Annotated in this window: 16 protein-coding genes; 3 read left to right on the forward strand and 13 right to left on the reverse strand. The window is 60.5% G+C overall.

Going from position 1 to position 18,510, the window contains the following annotated elements; all coding sequences use genetic code 11:
- Nucleotides 1-170: 170 nt before the first annotated feature.
- Nucleotides 171-1,172 (forward strand): integron integrase, encoded by a 1,002-nt coding sequence (locus JNM42_RS02445; RefSeq protein ID WP_294265617.1) that lies wholly within the window; start codon nt 171-173, stop codon nt 1,170-1,172.
- An 82-nt stretch (nt 1,173-1,254) separates the two neighbouring features.
- Here JNM42_RS02445 and JNM42_RS02450 read toward each other — a convergent pair whose 3' ends face one another.
- The 11 genes from JNM42_RS02450 to rsmB form a co-directional block, all read right to left on the reverse strand.
- On the reverse strand, nt 1,255-1,662 hold the full coding sequence (locus tag JNM42_RS02450; RefSeq protein ID WP_294265619.1) for a type II toxin-antitoxin system VapC family toxin: 408 nt from the start codon (nt 1,660-1,662) through the stop codon (nt 1,255-1,257).
- Complete coding sequence (vapB, locus tag JNM42_RS02455; RefSeq protein WP_294265623.1) at nt 1,662-1,892, reverse strand: type II toxin-antitoxin system VapB family antitoxin; 231 nt, start codon at nt 1,890-1,892, stop codon at nt 1,662-1,664. Before vapB ends, JNM42_RS02450 begins: the two co-directional genes overlap by 1 nt.
- A 143-nt stretch (nt 1,893-2,035) precedes the next feature.
- The gene (locus JNM42_RS02460; protein WP_366504397.1) at nt 2,036-2,329 is read right to left on the reverse strand and encodes a HigA family addiction module antitoxin; all 294 of its coding nucleotides are present in this window, start codon (nt 2,327-2,329) and stop codon (nt 2,036-2,038) included.
- A gap of 115 nt (nt 2,330-2,444) precedes the next feature.
- Nucleotides 2,445-4,454 carry a primosomal protein N' gene (locus tag JNM42_RS02465; RefSeq protein ID WP_294265626.1) on the reverse strand — a complete coding sequence of 670 codons (2,010 nt, stop codon included), beginning with the start codon at nt 4,452-4,454 and terminating at the stop codon, nt 2,445-2,447.
- A 523-nt stretch (nt 4,455-4,977) separates the two neighbouring features.
- Nucleotides 4,978-6,060: a uroporphyrinogen decarboxylase gene (gene hemE / locus JNM42_RS02470; protein ID WP_294265629.1), complete on the reverse strand. Its 1,083-nt coding sequence runs from the start codon at nt 6,058-6,060 to the stop codon at nt 4,978-4,980.
- A 103-nt stretch (nt 6,061-6,163) separates the two neighbouring features.
- Nucleotides 6,164-7,585, reverse strand: coding sequence for a potassium transporter TrkG (locus JNM42_RS02475; RefSeq protein ID WP_294265632.1), 1,422 nt, complete (start codon nt 7,583-7,585; stop codon nt 6,164-6,166).
- A 35-nt stretch (nt 7,586-7,620) separates the two neighbouring features.
- A complete protein-coding gene (trkA, locus tag JNM42_RS02480) occupies nt 7,621-9,051 on the reverse strand; it encodes a Trk system potassium transporter TrkA (RefSeq protein ID WP_294265634.1) in 1,431 nt (476 codons plus the stop codon).
- Between the two features lie 34 nt (nt 9,052-9,085).
- On the reverse strand, nt 9,086-10,345 hold the full coding sequence (locus JNM42_RS02485) for a response regulator (RefSeq protein WP_294265637.1): 1,260 nt from the start codon (nt 10,343-10,345) through the stop codon (nt 9,086-9,088).
- Between the two features lie 136 nt (nt 10,346-10,481).
- Nucleotides 10,482-12,647 carry an ATP-binding protein gene (locus JNM42_RS02490; protein ID WP_294265640.1) on the reverse strand — a complete coding sequence of 722 codons (2,166 nt, stop codon included), beginning with the start codon at nt 12,645-12,647 and terminating at the stop codon, nt 10,482-10,484.
- Nucleotides 12,644-13,321, reverse strand: coding sequence for a DUF4390 domain-containing protein (locus tag JNM42_RS02495; RefSeq protein WP_294265642.1), 678 nt, complete (start codon nt 13,319-13,321; stop codon nt 12,644-12,646). The genes JNM42_RS02490 and JNM42_RS02495 overlap by 4 nt, the downstream gene beginning before the upstream one ends.
- Nucleotides 13,296-14,585 (reverse strand): 16S rRNA (cytosine(967)-C(5))-methyltransferase RsmB, encoded by a 1,290-nt coding sequence (gene rsmB / locus JNM42_RS02500; RefSeq protein ID WP_294265659.1) that lies wholly within the window; start codon nt 14,583-14,585, stop codon nt 13,296-13,298. The genes JNM42_RS02495 and rsmB overlap by 26 nt, the downstream gene beginning before the upstream one ends.
- Nucleotides 14,586-14,778: 193 nt before the next feature.
- On the opposite strand from rsmB, the gene JNM42_RS02505 reads away from it, so the two are divergent.
- Together JNM42_RS02505 and JNM42_RS02510 are read left to right on the forward strand one after the other, a co-directional pair.
- Nucleotides 14,779-15,678 (forward strand): cation diffusion facilitator family transporter, encoded by a 900-nt coding sequence (locus JNM42_RS02505; protein WP_294265644.1) that lies wholly within the window; start codon nt 14,779-14,781, stop codon nt 15,676-15,678.
- Nucleotides 15,668-16,636, forward strand: a complete 969-nt coding sequence (locus JNM42_RS02510) for a S1/P1 nuclease (protein WP_294265647.1) — start codon at nt 15,668-15,670, stop codon at nt 16,634-16,636. The genes JNM42_RS02505 and JNM42_RS02510 overlap by 11 nt, the downstream gene beginning before the upstream one ends.
- Before the next feature lie 115 nt (nt 16,637-16,751).
- Here the strand turns inward: JNM42_RS02510 and htpX are convergent, their stop codons facing one another.
- Nucleotides 16,752-17,597: a zinc metalloprotease HtpX gene (gene htpX, locus JNM42_RS02515; protein ID WP_294265651.1), complete on the reverse strand. Its 846-nt coding sequence runs from the start codon at nt 17,595-17,597 to the stop codon at nt 16,752-16,754.
- Nucleotides 17,598-17,677: 80 nt separating this feature from the next.
- On the reverse strand, nt 17,678-18,510 hold an 833-nt coding region (fmt, locus tag JNM42_RS02520), incomplete at its 5' end, for a methionyl-tRNA formyltransferase (protein ID WP_294265654.1).

The raw sequence follows: 18,510 nt of genomic DNA on the forward strand, positions 1-18,510 counted from the left end.
TGTGGTGAAAAAGGCTTGACTGTTTGCCTCACTGGCATATCATTCAATACTGCTTATTTATCCAGTACTCGCGATAACTGGAGCTAAGTGGATACCCCATATATAACAACAGTGACTTGTGCTAAACTGAGTTCAATCATCATGTTGTTCGAATTTAGTGGAGCCTAAAAATGTCATCATTTACGTCACTTGCCGAGTCGATTTCGGCACCCCGGCTTCTTGAGCAGGTCAGGGCACGGATTCGCTTCAAGCACTATAGCATCCGCACTGAGCACACTTACGTGGATTGGATTAAACGATTTATACGGCATTTTGGCAAGCGGCATCCCAAGGATATGGGTGCCGACGAGGTTCAGTCCTTCCTCACCCATCTGGCCGTAGCCGGTAACGTGGCGGCCTCGACCCAGAACCAGGCAAAGAGCGCATTGCTTTTTCTTTACAAAGAGGTGCTGGCGCTCGAATTGCCCTGGCTGGATAAGGTCGAGGCGGCCAGAACGCCAAAACGCTTGCCGGTGGTTCTGACGCGGGATGAAGTCATGGCCGTGCTGCTCCGCCTGGAGGGCCGTCATGGGTTAATCGCCAGGCTGCTTTACGGCACCGGCTTACGCATCATGGAATGCCTTCGCTTGCGCATCAAAGACGTGGATTTCGAGCGTGGTGAGATTCTGGTTCGGGACGGCAAAGGAGCGAAGGATCGGGTGACCATGCTGCCTGCAAGCGTGATTCCGGCCCTGCGCGAACACGTCGAGCGGGCGCGGGAGTTGCACCGTCAGGATCTGGCCGCCGGCCATGGCGAAGTGCATCTGCCCTACGCGCTGGATCGTAAATATCCTTCGGCGGGTCGTGAATGGATGTGGCAATACGTTTTTCCTTCGGCAAGCCTGTCGATCGATCCGCGCACGGGAGTAGTGCGCCGCCATCATGTGCAGGATCAGTCCGTACAGCGCGCTATCCGGCAGGCGGTGCGTGACGCCGGGATCAACAAGCCGGCCACCCCGCATACCTTGAGACACAGTTTTGCAACACATTTGCTGGACTCGGGTTACGACATCCGCACCGTGCAGGAGCTATTGGGGCACTCCGATGTTTCAACGACGATGATCTACACGCATGTGCTCAATCGCGGCGGGCGCGGCGTGGCCAGCCCGCTGGATCGCCTGTCCATCGCGTGAATCGTGCTGCGAGCCAATGAATACGGGCACCTGCAAATCGGTGCTGGGCACGTTAATAGCGCCGCGTTCAAACCGGTAAAACTCATTGGACCCAGTTTTCTACCTGCAATCCGGCCACACGCATGAATTCCCGTTCGTTGTTGGTAACAATAATCCAGCCTTGAGCGCGGGCATGCGCGGCTATCCAGAGATCGTTGTTGCCGATGATCTGGCCGTTCTTTTGCAGTTCGGCTCTGATCTCTCCGTAGTGCTCGGCGGCGGCCTCGGGCAAGGGTGCAAGCGTGATGAGCTGGGCCAGTGTCTGAATACTGCTCAGCGCACGTTCGCGCATCTGGCTCTTTTCTGCACCAAAACGCAGTTCGCCCAGCGTGATTACCGACATGGCCAACTCGCTGGCCATGTGGCGTGCAAAGCGTTCGCGTACCTCAGGCGGGTTGTGCCTGGCAATATAGATGCAGATATTGGTGTCCAGCAGGTAACGCACGCTCATCAGAACTCATCCCTCTCCTGGGGCGGCGTATCGTGGCGTCCGTCCGGCATGAGATCATCGGGCAAGAGGGCGAGTGCATCGAAGACTGCCGTTGCTCGGGTCGGCACGGGTCGCAAAACCACTTCATCGCCCCGGCGAAAAATTTCGACCTGATCCACGTCAAAGCGGAAATCCTTGGGTAAGCGTACGGCCTGGCTATTCCCGGACTGAAAGATGCGAGCAAAGGTCATTACGTGCTCCTGAGAATGGTATACGCGAAGTATATACGTTTATCCGCTTGGGGTGACCAACTGAATTTCTCTTCGACTTGCAGCTTGTCGCACTTGATGATTCGAAGCGAAAACGCAGTTTAAGTGAAGGCTGACCTTTCTCATCAGGCCGCTTTGAATTGCACTCTCGTGACATCCTGTAGATCGAGTTTCTGTTTGACCTGCCATAAATCATGATTGTCCTGCATTGCCAACCAACTCTCGGGAGACCGACCGAGCGCCTTGGAAAGACGAATAGCCATTTCGGGGCTGACGCCACTGGAACCCTTGAGAATGCGATTTAAAGTGGACGGGGCCACGTTTAGCTTGGAGGAAAGTTCACGGCAACTTAGTGCGTTGGGTGTCAGGTAAACTTCTTGCATGAATTCACCGGGGTGCGGGGGCTTGTACATAGTCATTAGTGATAATCCTCATAATCAAGAACATGGGTATTTTTGCAAACGACCGGGTCAAGGCCGACAGGCTGCTATTTCAGTGAGTACTCAGCAACCACAGGCCGGGTCTGGCCGCCTCTTAAAACTCAAGTGGATCAACCTCCAGATGCCAGCGTAGCCGTGAGGGCGCCTTGATAGCGGCGAGCGCGCTTCCCCACTCGCCGAGGAAGGCCTGCAAGGCACGCCGTGACGGCGACTCGACGAGCAACTGGGCGCGCTCGAAATTGGCGCGCCGTGCCAGGCGCATCGGTACCGGGTCGTAAAGCATCACGTCGGCATGCCCTCCAGCTTGCGGCCAGGCGCGCGCGGTGGCCAGAAAAGCCAGCGCATCGGCCATCTTTGGCGACTCGGCGCGCAGCATTGCCTGGAAGGTGTAGGGCGGGAAGCCGGCCTGCTCGCGTTCCCTGAGCTGTTCGTTGGCGAAGGCCGGGTAGTCGTGACGAACCAGCGCGGCGTACAGCGGGTGCTCGGGATATTCCGTCTGGATCAGCACTTCGCCCGGCAACTCGGCGCGCCCGGCGCGGCCGGCAACCTGCATCAACTGGGCGAACAGCCGTTCGGGGGCGCGCCAGTCGGCCGCGAACAGCGCGGCATCGGCACCGAGCGCACCGACCAGCGTCAGCTTCGGGAAGTCGTGCCCCTTGGCCAGCATCTGCGTGCCGACCAAGATGTCGGCCGCACCGCCGTGAATCTGTTCAACCAGCAGTTCCCACTGCTTGCGACTTTTTGCCGAATCGCGGTCAACGCGCAGGATGCGCGCCTGCGGGAAGCGCACGGTGAGCACTTCTTCCAGGCGCTGGGTGCCGCGCCCGAAGGGCTGGATGTCCTGATTGCCGCAGGTCGGGCAGGCTTTCGGGACGCGGCTTTCAAAGCCGCAGTGGTGGCAGCGCAAGCGCGCATCGGCCAGATGCAGGACGAGATTGGCGGCGCAGCGCGTGCAGTGCGAGATCCACCCGCAGCACGGGCAGGCGAGTACCGGTGCGTAGCCGCGCCGGTTGAGAAAGACCAGGCTCTGCTCGCCACGCGCCAGGCGTTTTTCAATGGCCAGCAACAGCGCGCCGGACAGCCCGTCCTGTAACTTCTCCAGCCGCGTGTCGATGCGCTGCACCAGCGGCAGGCGGGCGTTGGCGACGGCGCGCTCATGCAGCGTGAGCAGGGTGTAACGGGCCGGGGTGCGCGGGTCGGCGGCATTCGCCCAGCTCTCCAGCGAGGGCGTGGCCGAGCCGAGCACGATGGCGACGCCGCGTTCGCGGGCGCGGAAGACGGCGACATCGCGCGCCGAGTAGCGCATCCCGTCCTGCTGCTTGAACGAGGCGTCGTGTTCTTCATCGACGACGATCAGGCCGAGATCGGGCATCGGGGTGAACACGGCCAGGCGCGTGCCGAGCACGATGCGGGCGCTGCCGGCCAGCGCCGCGCGCCAGTTGCGCGTGCGCGCCGCCTCGGAAAGCTCGCTGTGCAGGCTGACCAGTCCGGCGTTCGGGAAGCGGGCGGCGACGCGCGCTTCGAGTTGCGGCGTCAGGTTGATTTCGGGGACCAGCAGCAACACCTGCCGGCCGGCGGCCAGTGCGCGCTCGACCAGGCGCAGATAGACCTCGGTCTTGCCGCTGCCGGTGACGCCGTGCAGCAGGTAGGCCTTGAAACCGGTGCCGGCGTCGGCCATCGTCGCCAGCGCCGTCTGTTGTTCCGCCGTCAGTTCGGGCGGGTCTTGCGGCGGCAGCAGTTTCGTCACCCGGCGCTGGCTGCGCGCTGCAGGCGGGTCGATACGACGCAGGCCGGCTGGCAGCGTCGACAACATGACTTCGCCGAGCGGCGCCTGATAGTAGGCCGCGCAGAATTCGCTCAGGCGGAACCACTCGGGCGGCAGCGCCGGGAGGTCGCGCAACACGGCTTCGATCGCTTTGAGCTGGGCGACGGGAAAGTCGCTGGCTGTCGACAGGTCGACCAGGATGCCGATGCGCGATCGAGTTCCGAAGGGAACGCGAACCCGCCGCCCGATATCGCTCGCCGATAAGGGCTCGCCATCGGGAACGAGATAGTCAAAAAACCGGTGCAGCGGGACATCGAGTGCGACGCGGGCGATCTGCATGCTGAGCTGTCTATGCGCTTCGATCAACTAGAAACCGCAGTTGAGAGCGAACGCCGCAACACCAAATTTGACGAGTGTTTGGCCCTCACCCCATCCCCGCAGGGAGAGGGGGTTTGCACCCTTCGCCCTGCGGGAGAAGGGCCGGGGATGAGGGCCTGCGATATTGGTATTACGCTCAACTGCGTTTTTCAGGATCAATCTTTACCCAACCTTGATTTGAGGAGGCTTCAGTTAGCCAATGAAGTTCGTGTTAATTCTGTGTATGTTGTGTAACACATTAAATTTAAAAGCCATTCTTAGTTGTTCACATTTTCTGTGGATAACTCTGTGGGCTATTCATCCAATCAAGCCCGAAACGCTCTGCCGGCAAGGCGCGAGGTACTGTGCCGCAAAAAAAGGCTGTTTTTTTATTGTTAATAAACAATGACTTGCGATAAGTCCCTGATTTTTAAGTGGACTTGTGACGAACAGATGACGCAGCAAGCATTTCTGTGCATAAGTCAACTCGAATGTTGGAAATAGTTTATATACTTTTATGCAGGATTCTGCTGTAGTCGTGCACCGTTTCAACGAGGGCTGTCACGTGCTCAGGCGGGGTGAATTGCGAGATTCCGTGTCCGAGATTGAAAACGTGGCCGCTAGTGCTGCCGCCCTGGCGATGATAGCTGTCGAGGACTTTTTTCGCTTCAGCGGCGATCCGCTCGGGCGCAGCGAAGAGCACACAGGGGTCGAGATTGCCCTGCAGGGTGACTTGCCCGCCGACACGCCGGCGCGCTTCGCCGATGTCGATGGTCCAGTCGAGGCCGACGGCGTCGCAGCCGATCGCGGCGATCGATTCCAGCCACAGTCCGCCCCCCTTGGTGAAGACGATCGAGGGGATGCGTTCGCCGTCTTTTTCCTTGATCAGGCCGGCGACGATGCGCTGCATGTACTGTAGCGAAAACTCCGGATACGCCGCTGCCGAGAGACCGCCGCCCCACGAGTCGAAAATCATCACGGCCTGCACGCCGGATTCGATCTGGGCGTTGAGGTAAGCGATCACTGCGTCTGTAGTGACCGACAGGATCCGATGCATCAGATCGGGTCGCTCGTAGATCATGGTCTTGATGCGGCGATAATCGCTGCTCGATGCGCCCTCGACCATGTAGCAGGCGAGCGTGTAGGGGCTGCCGGAGAAGCCGATCAGCGGTACCGAGTTGCCCAGCGCACGACGGATTTCGCTGACGCCGTCCATCACGTAACGCAGGTGTTCGTAAGGGTCCGGCGCCGTCAGGTCGCGAATCGCCCATTCCTCGCGCAGCGGGCGTTCGAATCTCGGCCCTTCGCCTTCGGTGAAATAAAGCCCCAGCCCCATGGCGTCGGGAACGGTGAGGATGTCGGAGAAGAGGATGGCCGCATCGAGGTCATAGCGGGCGAGCGGTTGCAACGTGACTTCGCACGCCATGGCCGGGTTCTTGCACAGTTGCAGGAAGCTGCCGGCGCGTTTGCGCGTCTCGCAGTATTCGGGCAGGTAGCGACCGGCCTGACGCATCAGCCAGATCGGCGTGTGCTCGGTCGGCTCCTTGAGCAGGGCGCGCAGGAAGGTGTCGTTGCGGGGTCGGGTCACGTCGGGTTCTGCCGAAGGGGCGAAGAGAGGCGAAAGTTCGCCGGGAAGCGGCGATTATCCCGCGTTCGCAGCGCAAGCGCCACCAGGGACGCAGCGTCCTGTGCTAACGGCGCCAGAAGTAAGGGGTAAAAAGGACGAAGAGGGTAAAAATCTCCAGGCGCCCGGCGAGCATGGCCAGCGAGCAGATCCAGGTCTGAAAGTCGGTAAGCACACTGAAGTTCTGCGCGGGTCCGACAACATTCAGTCCTGGCCCGGCATTGTTGATGCACGCAATGATGGCGGTGAACGATGAAATGAAATCAAGACCGCTGGCCATCAGCAGAAAGGTGAGCTCACCAACGGTGAGCGCGTAGAGGAAGATGAAGCCGAGCACGGCTCCGGCAATTGTCTGCGGAATGCTGGTGCCACCAATGCGAATCGGATTAACCACTGCCGGGTGGATCAGCTTCTGCAATTCACGCAAGGCTTGATGGCTGAGGATCAGGGCACGAATCATCTTTATGCCGCCACCGGTCGAACCTGAGCTGACTACGAAACACGACAGGAACAACATCCACATCGGTACGAAGATGGGCCACTTGTCGTAGTCAACGCTGGCGAAACCACAGTCGGTGGCAATCGATACGAGATTGAAAGCAACGTGACGCAAGGCCGTCGACCAATTGGGGTAGGTATCCATCTCGTTAAGATAGGTCGCGCAGATCAGCGTGCTGGAGACAATCAGGACAACAAAGGCTTTGGCTTCGGAGTCGGTCCAGTAGGCACGTAGAGAGCGGCCACGCAGGGCGACGAAGTGCGTGGCAAAATTCATTCCCGCCAGCATCATGAATACGATCAATACGGCCTCGATGGCCGGCGAGTCGAAGTGGCCGACGCTCGCGTCGTAGGTTGAAAATCCGCCGAGCGACAATGCGGCAAAGGCGTGACAGATGGCATCCAGCCAGTTCATCCCGACCAGCTTGAGCGAGAGAATGCAGGCGACGGTGATACCGAAATAAACCAGCCAGAGCGCTTTCGCCGTGCTGGCAATGCGTGGCGTCAGCTTGGAATCCTTCATCGGCCCCGGCGTTTCCGCCTTGTACAGTTGCATTCCACCGACGCCGAGAAGCGGCAGAATGGCGACGGCGAGGACGATGATTCCCATTCCGCCCAGCCAGTTCAGTTCGTGCCGCCAGATATTGATCGAAGGCGACAGATTTTCAAGACCGCTCAGCACCGTCGCCCCGGTCGTCGTCAGCCCGGACATCGTCTCGAAAAAGGCATCGGTAAAGGACAGGCCCGGAATCGCCATCATCAAAGGTACGGTAGCAATGGCGGCCATCATCACCCAGGCCAGCGTCACCAGCAAAAAGCCGTCGCGCGCCTGCAATTCACGTTTGAAGTGACGAGTCAACCACCACAGGCCGAAACCAACCAAAAAGCAAAATACCATGGCGTCGATAAAATCGATCAGTTCACCGTCGTTGTAGATGATGCTGGTTACAATCGGCATCAAATACGTCACGCCGAAGAAGAGGAGCATCATCCCCATCACGTGCAGAACCGGAAAAAGACGGTACCTCACAGGAAGCCCACGCTGACCTGGAAGAGTCGCTCAACCTTCCTGACGACTTGCTTGTTCAGGCAAAAAACGATGACGTGATCGGCACTCTTGATGACTTCGCCCCTGTGGGCGATGACTACATGCCCCTTCTTTTTTATCTTGGCCATGCCGTCATAGGCAATATCCTCAATCCGGTCGAGGTCACGCACGATAGCCACCAGTGTCGCGCCTGGAATCACCGGCAGTTGCTCAACCCGCTTGCCCACCACACGCGAGTTTTTCTCATCGCCGTGTACGACAATTTCGATGGCTTCGGCGGCGCCGCGCCGGAGGCTGTGCACCTTGGCCACAAAACCGCTGCGAACATGGGTGAGCAGGTCGCCGATTGAAATTTGAGCCGGGGAGATGGCGATGTCGATCGGGCCACCCTGTACCAGATCGGCATAGGAGCGCCGGTTGATCAGCGCCAGCACCCGCTTGCAGCCCATGTTCTTGGCCAGCGAGGCCGACATGATATTGTCTTCGTCGTCGTTGGTCAGGGCGAGAAAAAGATCCATCTCGCTGATCGACTCCTGTTGCAGCAGATCTTCGTCAGTAGCGTCACCGAGCAGGACCAGGCTGCTTCCGATCAGGTTGGCGATTGTCTGCGTACGCGCCGGATTGCTCTCGACCAGCTTCACCATGCAGCGGCCTTCGAGCCTTTGCGCGACGCGCAAGCCGATGTTGCCGCCGCCGGCGATGATGACGCGCTTCACCGGTGCCGTCATCCGGCGCATTTCGATCATGACGCGCCGGATGTGCTCCTCGGCCGCCAGCACAAAGACCTCGTCACCCTCCTCGATGACCGTATCACCGGTGGGTGGGACGGGATGATCGAGTCGGAAGATGGCCGATATTCGTGCATCGACATTGTCGCCCAGATGCTCGCGCATTTCCCTGATCGGCTTGCCGACCATCAAGCCTCCGGCGTAGGCCTTGACGCCGACCAGGGCAACGCGACCTTCGGCAAAATACAGCACCTGCAAGGCTTCGGGAAACTCGACCAGTTTGACCAGATAGTCGGTGATCACCTGCTCCGGGCAAAGCGCATAGCTGACGGCAAAATTCGCCTCGGCGAGCAGCGTCGGGTTGTCCAGATACTCGGCGGATCGAAGGCGGGCGATCCGCTTGGGGACGTTGAACAGCGAGTGCGCCAGTTTGCAGGCCACGAGATTGGTCTGGTCGCTTTGCGTCACGGCAATCAGCATATCGGCATCGTCCAGCCCGGCGTCGCGCAGGGTCGATGGCAGGATGGCGTTGCCGACAACGGTTCGCAAATCGAGTCGTACCTGCAGGTTTTCGAGCCTTTCACGGTTGTTATCGACGACCGTGATGTCGTTGCTCTCTGAAACGAGACTCTGTGCAACGCTGGTGCCGACCTGTCCCGCGCCGAGGATGACAATTCTCACGTTTCCTCTCCCCTAGATTCGATGCCGGCCGGCATCACTCCTGATCTTCGCTGCGCCGTCCCAGGTTCAAACCCAGTTGCTTGAGTTTGCGATACAGGTGAGTCCGCTCCAGACCGGTTTTATCGGCAACTCGCGTCATGTTGCCACGTTCGCTTTTCAGATGATGTTCAAAGTAGAGCCGCTCGAAAGCTTCACGTGCATCGCGCAAAGGCTGATTGAACATGGGCAGGGCCAGCGGCAGTCTGGGTGCGTCGCCGGCATCGCGCAGCAAAATGCTTTCGACATCATCAACCGAAATCTCTTCGTCGAGCGCGGACAAGGCAAGATTCTTGACCGTCGCCAGCAACTCGGCCCATTCACCCTGCCAATGGTGCAGGCGCAGCGCGTTCAGGGCGCCAATCGAAAAGTGACGCGTCGGCACTTCATTGCGCTCAACCAGATGGGTCAGTACCAGCGAGGCGATTTCGGGCACGTCGTCGGAATGGCCGGAAAGTTGGGGCAAAGCCACCCAGACCTCGCCCAGACGCGCCATCAGCACGGGATCCCAGCCAGCTTCGGCGAGCGCCGAAAGAGGGCGGGAGGAGGCCACAACCATTTGCAGGTTGCACTTCTCGATGCGCTCCAGCGCATAAGCGAGGTTCTTCTGCTGGAGTTTGCCGAGCAGCATCAGGTCGGCGACGAACAGGATGCCGCCGCCGGCGTTTTCGAGCATCTCCTGCGTCAGGGGCGCGCTCGAAGCAGAGAGATCGAGCCACGGTGTCTTTGGCGTTTGCAGAGTACGCGCGCACATTTCGGCGATGTTGCCTGAGGCGCTCTTGAGCAGAAGCACAGGCGTTTTGGCGGCGGCCTGTTCGATCCTTTTCTTCAGATCCTTGAGCAGCGGCGAACGGGCAAAGGCGTCAAGCGTGAGCGGTGGCTTTTGCGGCAGGACATCGTGCTTGAGTGCTTTCTTGACGGTGGTCAGCAGCTTCTGCAGGGCAATCGGCTTTTCAAGAAAGTCGATGGCGCCGACACGCGTGGCTTCGACTGCGGAATCGATCGTTCCATGACCGGACATCATGACCACCGGCATCGTCAGCAAACCGGCCGCAGACCATTCCTTGAGCAGCGAAATGCCGTCCGTATCCGGCATCCAGATGTCGAGCAGGACAAGATCCGGACGTTTCTCGCTACGACTCCTGCGTGCGGCGGCGGCGTTTTCGGCCAGCGAGACGGAGTGCCCTTCGTCAGCAAGAATCTCGGAGAGCAACTCGCGGATTCCCATTTCATCGTCGACAACCAGTATTTGCGCCATGATCAGTTCTCTTTACGGTACACGTCGCACAAGCGACTCCTGGATTTCCCGTCGCCCAAGGCGAGAAAGGTCGGGGCAACCCCCACCAGGCCCGATGTTGAGGCCAATTGCTTGTGCTTGACTGTGGATTCCAGGTTCATGTCATTGCTCCATCGCTGCCAGTTATCTCGATACTATTCGGGTTTGGCGACAGCCGTTGCGCCACGGGCAGCCGGATGCTGACTTCGGCGCCTGTCGGCTGCAGGTTGTTGATTCTGATGCGGCCCTGATGTTCATCGACAATTTTCTTGACGATAGCCAGTCCAAGGCCTGTTCCTCCGGCCTTGGTGGTGACGTAGGGTTCGAATACGCGGGCCATCATTTCGGGCGGAAAGCCCGGACCGCCATCGCTGACCGACAGTTCCGCCATGCCGTCGATGGCGCGCGTTGAAACAAGGACCTGTGCATCGTCGAAGCCATCCTGCGCGTCTTCGGCGTTGCGCAGTAGATTGTGGATAATCTGCCGCAACTGGCTGGCATCGCCCCACACGACGGGCAATTCCGGGTCAAGCGCCAGATTGATGCGTGCCCGGGAAGTCTCATACAATCCGAGCACCTCGCCAATCAGCGCATTCAGATCAAGCGGCGCCAGCTCAGGCGCCGGCATGCGGGCATAGTCGGAAAATTCGTTGACCATGCGCTTCATCGCCTGTACCTGGTTGATGATCATCTGCGTCGAGCGCGTCAGCATTTCGGAATCGCCATTGCCCAGTTTGTCGGCCAGCTTGACTTGCATGCGTTCCGCCGAGAGCTGGATCGGCGTCAGCGGATTCTTGATTTCGTGCGCCAGACGCCGCGCCACCTCGCCCCAGGCGGCACTGCGCTGGGCGGCCACCAGACGCGTGACATCGTCAAACACCACGACATAGCCGCCACTGCTTCCCGGCGGCAGTTGCGTTCCGCGCAGCAACAGAATCTGCGGCAGAGCACCGGGGCGATCAAGTTCAATCTGCGTCTGCCATTCCTTGTTGCCGTGCTCGGCGAAGGCGTCGCGAATCGCCCGTCCGAAGACCTGCTCGCGCGGCCAGGCGTCGACCGTCACGGCCAGCAGGCCGGTGAAATCATCATCGAGAATGGTCTGCGCGCCCGCATTGACCGTGCGCAGCAGGAAGCGACGGTCGAAGACGAGCACACCCGCCGACAGATTGGCGAGTATCGATTCAAGGTAGGCGCGAGCCGATTCGACTTCGGCACGGTGGCGCTCGGTATCCCGCCGCGCGTCGGCAAGCTGGCGCGTCATCTGGCTGAAGGACTGGGTCAGCACGCCGAGTTCGTCGCGGCTGTAGATCGCCTGGCGCGGAGTAAAGTCACCGGCCGCCACCGCTTGCGTTCCCTCGGCAAGTATAGACAGCGGTGCCGATAGACGACGCGCCAGGACAAAAGCCGTGGCAATGGCCGTAAACAGGGCGAGCAGCACGGTCAGCGTCAGCGTCATGGCATAGATGCGCGTCAAGCCCTCGCGCCCGAGCGAGAGTTCCTGATAGTCACGGTAGACCTCCTGCACGCGTTCGGCGTTGAGCGCCAGACTGGAAGGTACCGGCTGGGTCAGTTGCAGGATACGCGTTTCCATACCCAGACCCACCGCCGATACCGGGACCAGAACACGCAGCAGCAGATCCTTGCCACCGACGCTTTCAATGACCCGGTATCCGCGCCCGGCACGCGCCTGTCGCAACTGTTCGAGCGAAGGCGGCGGCGGCATCACGGTACCCAGATCGCTGGTGGCGGTCGCCTGCAACTGGCCGCCGGTGGTAAATAGGGCGGCAAACTGGACGCCTGCCTGCTCGCGCAGACGACTGAGGGCCAGGCGGCGCTGCGCTTCGGGCAACTCGCCCAGATCGAGGGCCATGGCACGTCCTTTTTCGGCCAGATCGTCGAGCAGCGAATCGAGCGCGCTACGTCCGAGATCGAGTCCCGATTCAAGCGCCTTCTCAACGCGCACGTCGAACCAGGTTTCAATGCTCTTGGTGACGAACTGTACCGACACGGCGTAGATCAGTACCCCGGGCAATACCGCCATGAGACCGAACATCAGCATCAGCCGCAGCTTGAGCCGCGAGCCGAAGACCTTGGCCCGATGCTCCTGCCAGAGGACACGCACCTGCCAGACAACCAGCGCAAAAAGCGACAGGGCGACAATCGCATTGAGCCCGAGCAGCCAGGGGTAATGGCGGGCAAACAGCGCCGTGTTGGCGCTGGCCGAGGCGAGCAGAAAAAGCAGGATGCCGCCAAACGAGGCGGCCACAATGATCAGCTTCTTCATTTGGCATCACCTGCAGCAGACTCCGTTGCTACCGGAAGCCCAGGAGGAGTCGTCGGGGAGAGGGCCGGCGCTGCGGGTGTCACAGGCAAGGCAGGTGTCGCAGGCGCACCCTCCGTCGGCGTAAAACTCCAGCGATGCCAGTCGGATGAAAGATTCCAGTCCTTGTTGGCCAGCGCACTGACCTGAAAGGTCTTGGCCATCTGGGTCAGATCGAGACGCATGCGCAACCCGGCAAGGTAGGTCTGCCCGGCTTTGACCTCCCCTTTCTCAAGTACCTGCCAGTTGCGCAGGCGCGACATCACGCGCAATGCTTCATCGAGGGTGTCGAAGCTCTGGTGCAAGGCGCCAGTGGATAATCGATACTGGCGAGTCAAGGCGTGATAGGAAAGCTGGAAGGTTTTGCTGCGCCGGATGATCTGTTCGTCAAACCAGTACCAGCGTGCCTGGGTCAGCTCGAACTCGGCAGCAAAGTAGAGCACAACACCCTTGTTGACCGCCTCCTCAAGTCGCGTATTGAAGTTGATGTTAATGTCGGCGGCAAGGCTGTAGCCCTCGTCGTTGGCGAGCAGTTGCGGGTTGCGGACGCTGATGTCCGTCGCCTGTGCGCCATGCGCGGCGAGCAGCAAAAGAACGCTGAAAAAAAACGATCTAAGCAGCTTTTCGTAACAACGCATAATAGAATCCGTCGTTTTCATCCTGCGGCAACAGTTGCTCTTCATGCAAGCGCTCGACGCCGGACTGGCGAACGAGAAAGGCGTCGATCTGCGCCGCATTTTCTTCCGGGAAAACCGAGCAGGTAGCATACAGCAGCTTGCCGCCGGCCTTGAGCAAAGGCCAGAGTGCATCAAGTATGTCCGCCTGCGTGTGGACAAAGCGGCGGATGTCGCTTTCTCGCCGCAGGTGCTTGATGTCAGGATGGCGGCGCACGACGCCGGAAGCCGAGCAGGGCACATCGGCCAGAATGGCGTCGAAGGGCTGGCCGTCCCACCAGTGCGCTACCTCCCGGCAATCGGCGACCTGGATCGTCGCCCGCAGGCCCAGTCGTTGCAGGTTCTCTTCGATGCGTTTTGTGCGGCTCGCGTCGATATCGAGTGCCAGCAGATCGAGCGTCGCCGACTCAAGCAAATGGGCGGTTTTGCCGCCGGGAGCGGCGCAGGCGTCGAGCACTCGCGAGCCCGGCGCCGGAGCCAGCAGTTCGGCCGCGCGTTGTGCGCCGGCATCCTGTACCGAAACGAATCCATCGAAAAAGCCGGGCAAGGCCTCAACCGATACCGGCTTCTGCAGCAGCACGCCACCCGCACCCAGGGCGCGAGCCGAAAAGCCTGCCGCTTCGAGCCTGATCATATAGTCAGCCACCGTCCCACGGCGCTGATTGACGCGCAGAGTCATCGGCGGCGGGCTGTTGCCGACGGCGACGATCGACAGCCAGTTTTCAGGATGTGCGCGCCGCAAACGCGCCAGCCACCAGCGCGGATGCTGGTATGTGGCTTCTTCATCGGCGGCCAGCGCGGCGAGCAGCGATTCGCGCTGCCGCAGAAAATTGCGCAGCACGCCATTGACCAGACCCTTGAACACGCCGCCAGCCAGCTCGCCAGCCGCTGCGACGGCCTGATCGACGACCATCGGGGTGGCCTCGGGGCGGGTCTCCAGACGGTACAGTGCGGCCAGCAACAGGGATTGCGTTTCCGCATGAGTCAAGGGCCTGGACAACAGCCGCGCGAGTATGAATTGACCCCAGGCGTAGCGGCGCAAAACGCCGTAGGACACATCCTGTGCTGCCGCCCGCGCGGCAGGCGGTTCTTTGGCAAGAACCCCCAGGGCTTCACTCAAACTCTTCCCGCCACCGACCGCAGCCAGAACACGTGCGGCCAGCAGCAGACTCCAGCCCAGTGAATCGGAGGCCAGCGCCTGCTGTGGCGAGGGGCCTGGTCGAGCCAGCCTGGTAGCGAGCGTTGCGTCGCTCGGCGTGCTGGCCAGACCCGCTTTACGCACCCGCACCGTACGCAATGAAACGGGAGGTGTAGAGGTAGATGATGGAGATGAAGACAAGGCAGCGTCTCATGATGACCGTTTGTTGATCGAGTTTAACATGATGATGACAAGTTCGGCTTTCGGCGTCCATAATGCGCGGATGAGTTCAACTTCCCTCAAACGTTACGCCTGGCTGTCGATTTGCGCCGCTTTGACCACCATCCTGCTCAAGGGACTGGCCTGGAAGATCACGGGTTCGGTGGGTTTGCTCTCCGATGCGCTTGAATCTGTCGTCAATCTCGCCGGGGCGATGATGGCGCTGGCCATGATAACGATCGCCGAACAGCCGGCTGATGACCATCACGCCTACGGACACGGCAAGGCCGAATATTTTTCCGCAGGATTTGAAGGCCTGCTGATTCTGCTTGCCGCGATCGGTATTGGCATGGCGGCGATCGAGCGCCTGTTGTCTCCGCAGCCGCTTGAGCAAGTCGGTATCGGCCTCGCGGTTTCTGTTGCCGCCTCGATCGTCAATCTGCTGGTCGCGCGCATCCTCCTCGCTGCCGGACGCAAGCACCGTTCGATGACGCTGGAGGCCGATGCCCATCATCTGATGACCGATGTCTGGACCTCGGTCGGGGTGATCGCCGGTGTGGCTGCCGTAGCGTTGACCGGCTGGTTGTGGCTCGACCCACTGCTGGCGCTGCTGGTTGCGCTCAATATCGTATGGACGGGCTGGAAACTGTTGCGTCGTTCGACCGAGGGCTTGATGGACGTTGCCCTGCCGCCCGCAGAGCATGCTTTGGTGCTGGCTATCCTGAAGCGTTATCGCGATCAGGGAATTGACTATCATGCCCTGCGTACCCGCGAATCGGGCGCCCGCCGCTTTGTCGAACTGCACGTGCTGGTACCCGGCGAGTGGACGATACAGCGTGGTCACGAACTGGCTGAACGGCTGGAGAGCGACATTCGCTTCGCTCTTCCTCATAGCACGGTGTTGACGCATCTGGAGCCCCTGGACGACCCGGTGTCACAGGAGGATATCGAACTTGATCGCTAACCCGGGGGCATGGACGGTTTCCTTGTGCTGGCGCTGGCTGCCGTTTTTGCCGCTCATGTTGTTCCTGCCCTGGCCTGCATTGGCCTGGAACGCCGCCGGACATCGACTGGTGGCGAGCATAGCCTGGGAACAGCTTGATCGGCAGACCCGCATTGAAGTGTCGAATCTGCTGCGTGAACACCCGGACTACGCACGCTGGCTGAAGCGGGCGGGTAACGGCGATGCTGACCGGGTGGCCTTCATCGAAGCCTCGACCTGGCCCGACGATATTCGCCAGGACCAGCGTTTCTACAGCGCCGGCGTCGACGAACCGACACCGACTCTGCCCGGCTTTCCTGACATGGAACGGCGCCGCAACTGGCACTACGTGAATCGTCCGCTTGACGATACGCACCAGAATCATGCACGCAATCACGCGCACAGTGATCCTGTTTCCGGACTGCTCGACCAGCAGCTCGTGGCACTGGCGAAGATACTCGGCTCGCCCGGCTCGCCCGTCAGCGAGCGCAGCTATGCCTTGCCCTGGCTCATTCATCTGAGCGGAGACGCACATCAACCCCTGCATACGAGCATCCGGCTTGACGCAGAGGGCAAATGGGACAGGCTCGGAAATGGCATTAGCGTAATCAACCCCTTCAATCCGCGCAAGAACTCGACGACCCTGCATGCATTCTGGGACGATCTGCCTGGCTCGCCCTGGCTGCGCGGAGAGCGCCTCGATGCCGTGAGTCAGGCGCTGAGCGCCCGCTATTCGTGTCCGCCACCGTCGACGTCTGCGCAGTGGATTGACGAAAGCTGGCGCCTGGCTCGCAACAGCGCTTATCCGCCCGGTGAAGATAACGTACCGACGATCAGCACGGAGTTTTTCGATAAGGTAAAGGAGATTGCCAACCGGCGAATAGCTCAAGCCGGCTGTCGTCTCGCCGATCTGCTGCGCGAGCTGTTGAGCAGGAAGTAGAGCGCCAGACGCTATCCGCTCTTGAGTAGGTCGGGTTAGCGCAGCGTACCCCGACATCCAGGAAGATCAGGACAAGCTGGCTCCGGGGCTCCTTGTCTCGCAGCCTGTCTGCCTGCTATCCCGGCGCCATGGCGCGCAGGCGCGCGACCCGTTCCTCGGTGGCCGGATGGGTGCTGAACAGGCTGGCAATGCCGCCTCCGGACAAGGGGTTCATGATCATCATCTGTGCCGTCGCCGGATGTGCATCGGCCGTGGGCATGGGGATTCCGCGTGCGTAGGCATCGATCCTGGCCAATGCGTCGGCCAGTGCATGCGGGTCCCCGCAAATCTGTGCTCCGCCGCGATCCGCCTCGAATTCCCGCGCCCGCGAGATGGCCATCTGGATCAGCGAGGCCGCCAGCGGCGCCAGAAGTGCGACGGCGATACTGGCCACCGGATTGCTTCGCCCTTCCGAGTCCCTGCCGCCAAAAATCATCGCAAAATTGGCCAGCGCCGAAATGGCTCCGGCCATGGTTGCCGAAATCGTCGAAATCAGGATGTCGCGATGGCGGACATGCGCCAGTTCATGCGCCATCACACCTCGAATCTCGCGCGCCGACAGCAACTGGAGAATGCCTGTCGTCGCTGCCACTGCGGCATGATCCGGATTGCGCCCGGTGGCAAAGGCATTGGGCTGCGCTTCATCGATCAGATAAACGCGCGGCATGGGCAGACCGGCACGCTGTGCGAGATCGCGAACCATGGTGTAGAACTGAGGCGCCGAGGCTTCGTCGACCTCGCGCGCGTTGTACATTTTCAACACCATAGTGTCCGAAAACCAGTAGGCGAAGAGGTTCATCGCAGCGCCGAACAGCAGCGCCATCAACATACCCGTCGCACCTCCGAGATAGCCGCCAATGACACCGAACAGTGCCATGATCGCCGCCATCAGGAGGGATGTTTTCAACCAGTTGCCAAGCATCGTCGTGATCTCCTTGTGAGTCAGAATCGGGACAGAACAAACGCCGTTCCGGACCTTAGATTGGGAGACGAGGGGAAAATTCAAGGTGCTGGATCAAAGCTCGAGCCCGGCACGATGGATGTTCCGGCAAGAAACTGAGCGACGGACAAGCGCTTACCGCCAGCTCTCTGCAGCTCGGTCAGGCGCAGCGCGCCTTGGCCACAAGTGACCATGATCCCGTGCCTGTCGCTTGCAACAATGACCCCTGGCGCGCCGGACGCCGCCATCACTTCGGCCTGCCAGACCTTGATCGGGCTCCCCCGCAGGCTGGTTGCAGCACCTGGAAATGGATTGAAGGCCCTGACCTGCCGGGCCAACTGGATGGCCGGCAATCGCCAGTCGAGCACGGCTTCTGCCTTTTCGATCTTGGCGGCATAGCTCACCCCAATCTCCGGCTGTTGACGCGGCGGCAGCGGCAGGCGCTCCAGCGCTTCGACGATCAAGCGGGCGCCGAGTGCGGCGAGCTTGTCGTGCAATGTTGCTGCCGTATCGTTTTCTGCAATGGGCAGGCTTTCTGCGAGCAGCAGCGGGCCGGTATCCAGCCCTGCATCCATTTGCATGATGCAGACGCCGGTCTCGGCATCACCGGCGAGAATCGCTCGCTGGATTGGTGCAGCACCGCGCCAGCGCGGCAGCAATGAGGCGTGGATGTTGATGCAGCCGAAGCGGGGCAGGTCGAGCACCGGCGGTGGGAGAATAAGGCCATAGGCCGCGACAATGGTGGCCTCGGCGCCGACGGCGCGCACTCGTTGCTGGGCAGTTGCATCCTTCAGCGTCTGCGGCTGAAAAACCTCGATTCCGGAAGCTTGCGCCAAGGCCTTGACCGGCGAAGAATGCAACACCATACCCCGTCCTGAAGGCCGATCAGGCTGAG

The sequence above is a fragment of the Propionivibrio sp. genome (assembly GCF_016790145.1).
GTDB lineage: Bacteria > Pseudomonadota > Gammaproteobacteria > Burkholderiales > Rhodocyclaceae > Propionivibrio.

What these genes read in the sequence shown, in the direction of transcription:
- JNM42_RS02505 (WP_294265644.1), top strand. Translation starts at nt 14,779, where the DNA reads ATGAGTTCAACTTCCCTCAAACGTTACGCCTGGCTGTCGATTTGCGCC.
- htpX (WP_294265651.1), bottom strand. Translation starts at nt 17,597, where the DNA reads ATGCTTGGCAACTGGTTGAAAACATCCCTCCTGATGGCGGCGATCATG.
- JNM42_RS02460 (WP_366504397.1), bottom strand. Translation starts at nt 2,329, where the DNA reads ATGACTATGTACAAGCCCCCGCACCCCGGTGAATTCATGCAAGAAGTT.
- JNM42_RS02445 (WP_294265617.1), top strand. Translation starts at nt 171, where the DNA reads ATGTCATCATTTACGTCACTTGCCGAGTCGATTTCGGCACCCCGGCTT.
- JNM42_RS02475 (WP_294265632.1), bottom strand. Translation starts at nt 7,585, where the DNA reads ATGATGCTCCTCTTCTTCGGCGTGACGTATTTGATGCCGATTGTAACC.
- JNM42_RS02495 (WP_294265642.1), bottom strand. Translation starts at nt 13,321, where the DNA reads ATGCGTTGTTACGAAAAGCTGCTTAGATCGTTTTTTTTCAGCGTTCTT.
- JNM42_RS02465 (WP_294265626.1), bottom strand. Translation starts at nt 4,454, where the DNA reads ATGCAGATCGCCCGCGTCGCACTCGATGTCCCGCTGCACCGGTTTTTT.
- JNM42_RS02490 (WP_294265640.1), bottom strand. Translation starts at nt 12,647, where the DNA reads ATGAAGAAGCTGATCATTGTGGCCGCCTCGTTTGGCGGCATCCTGCTT.
- JNM42_RS02485 (WP_294265637.1), bottom strand. Translation starts at nt 10,345, where the DNA reads ATGGCGCAAATACTGGTTGTCGACGATGAAATGGGAATCCGCGAGTTG.
- vapB (WP_294265623.1), bottom strand. Translation starts at nt 1,892, where the DNA reads ATGACCTTTGCTCGCATCTTTCAGTCCGGGAATAGCCAGGCCGTACGC.
- JNM42_RS02450 (WP_294265619.1), bottom strand. Translation starts at nt 1,662, where the DNA reads ATGAGCGTGCGTTACCTGCTGGACACCAATATCTGCATCTATATTGCC.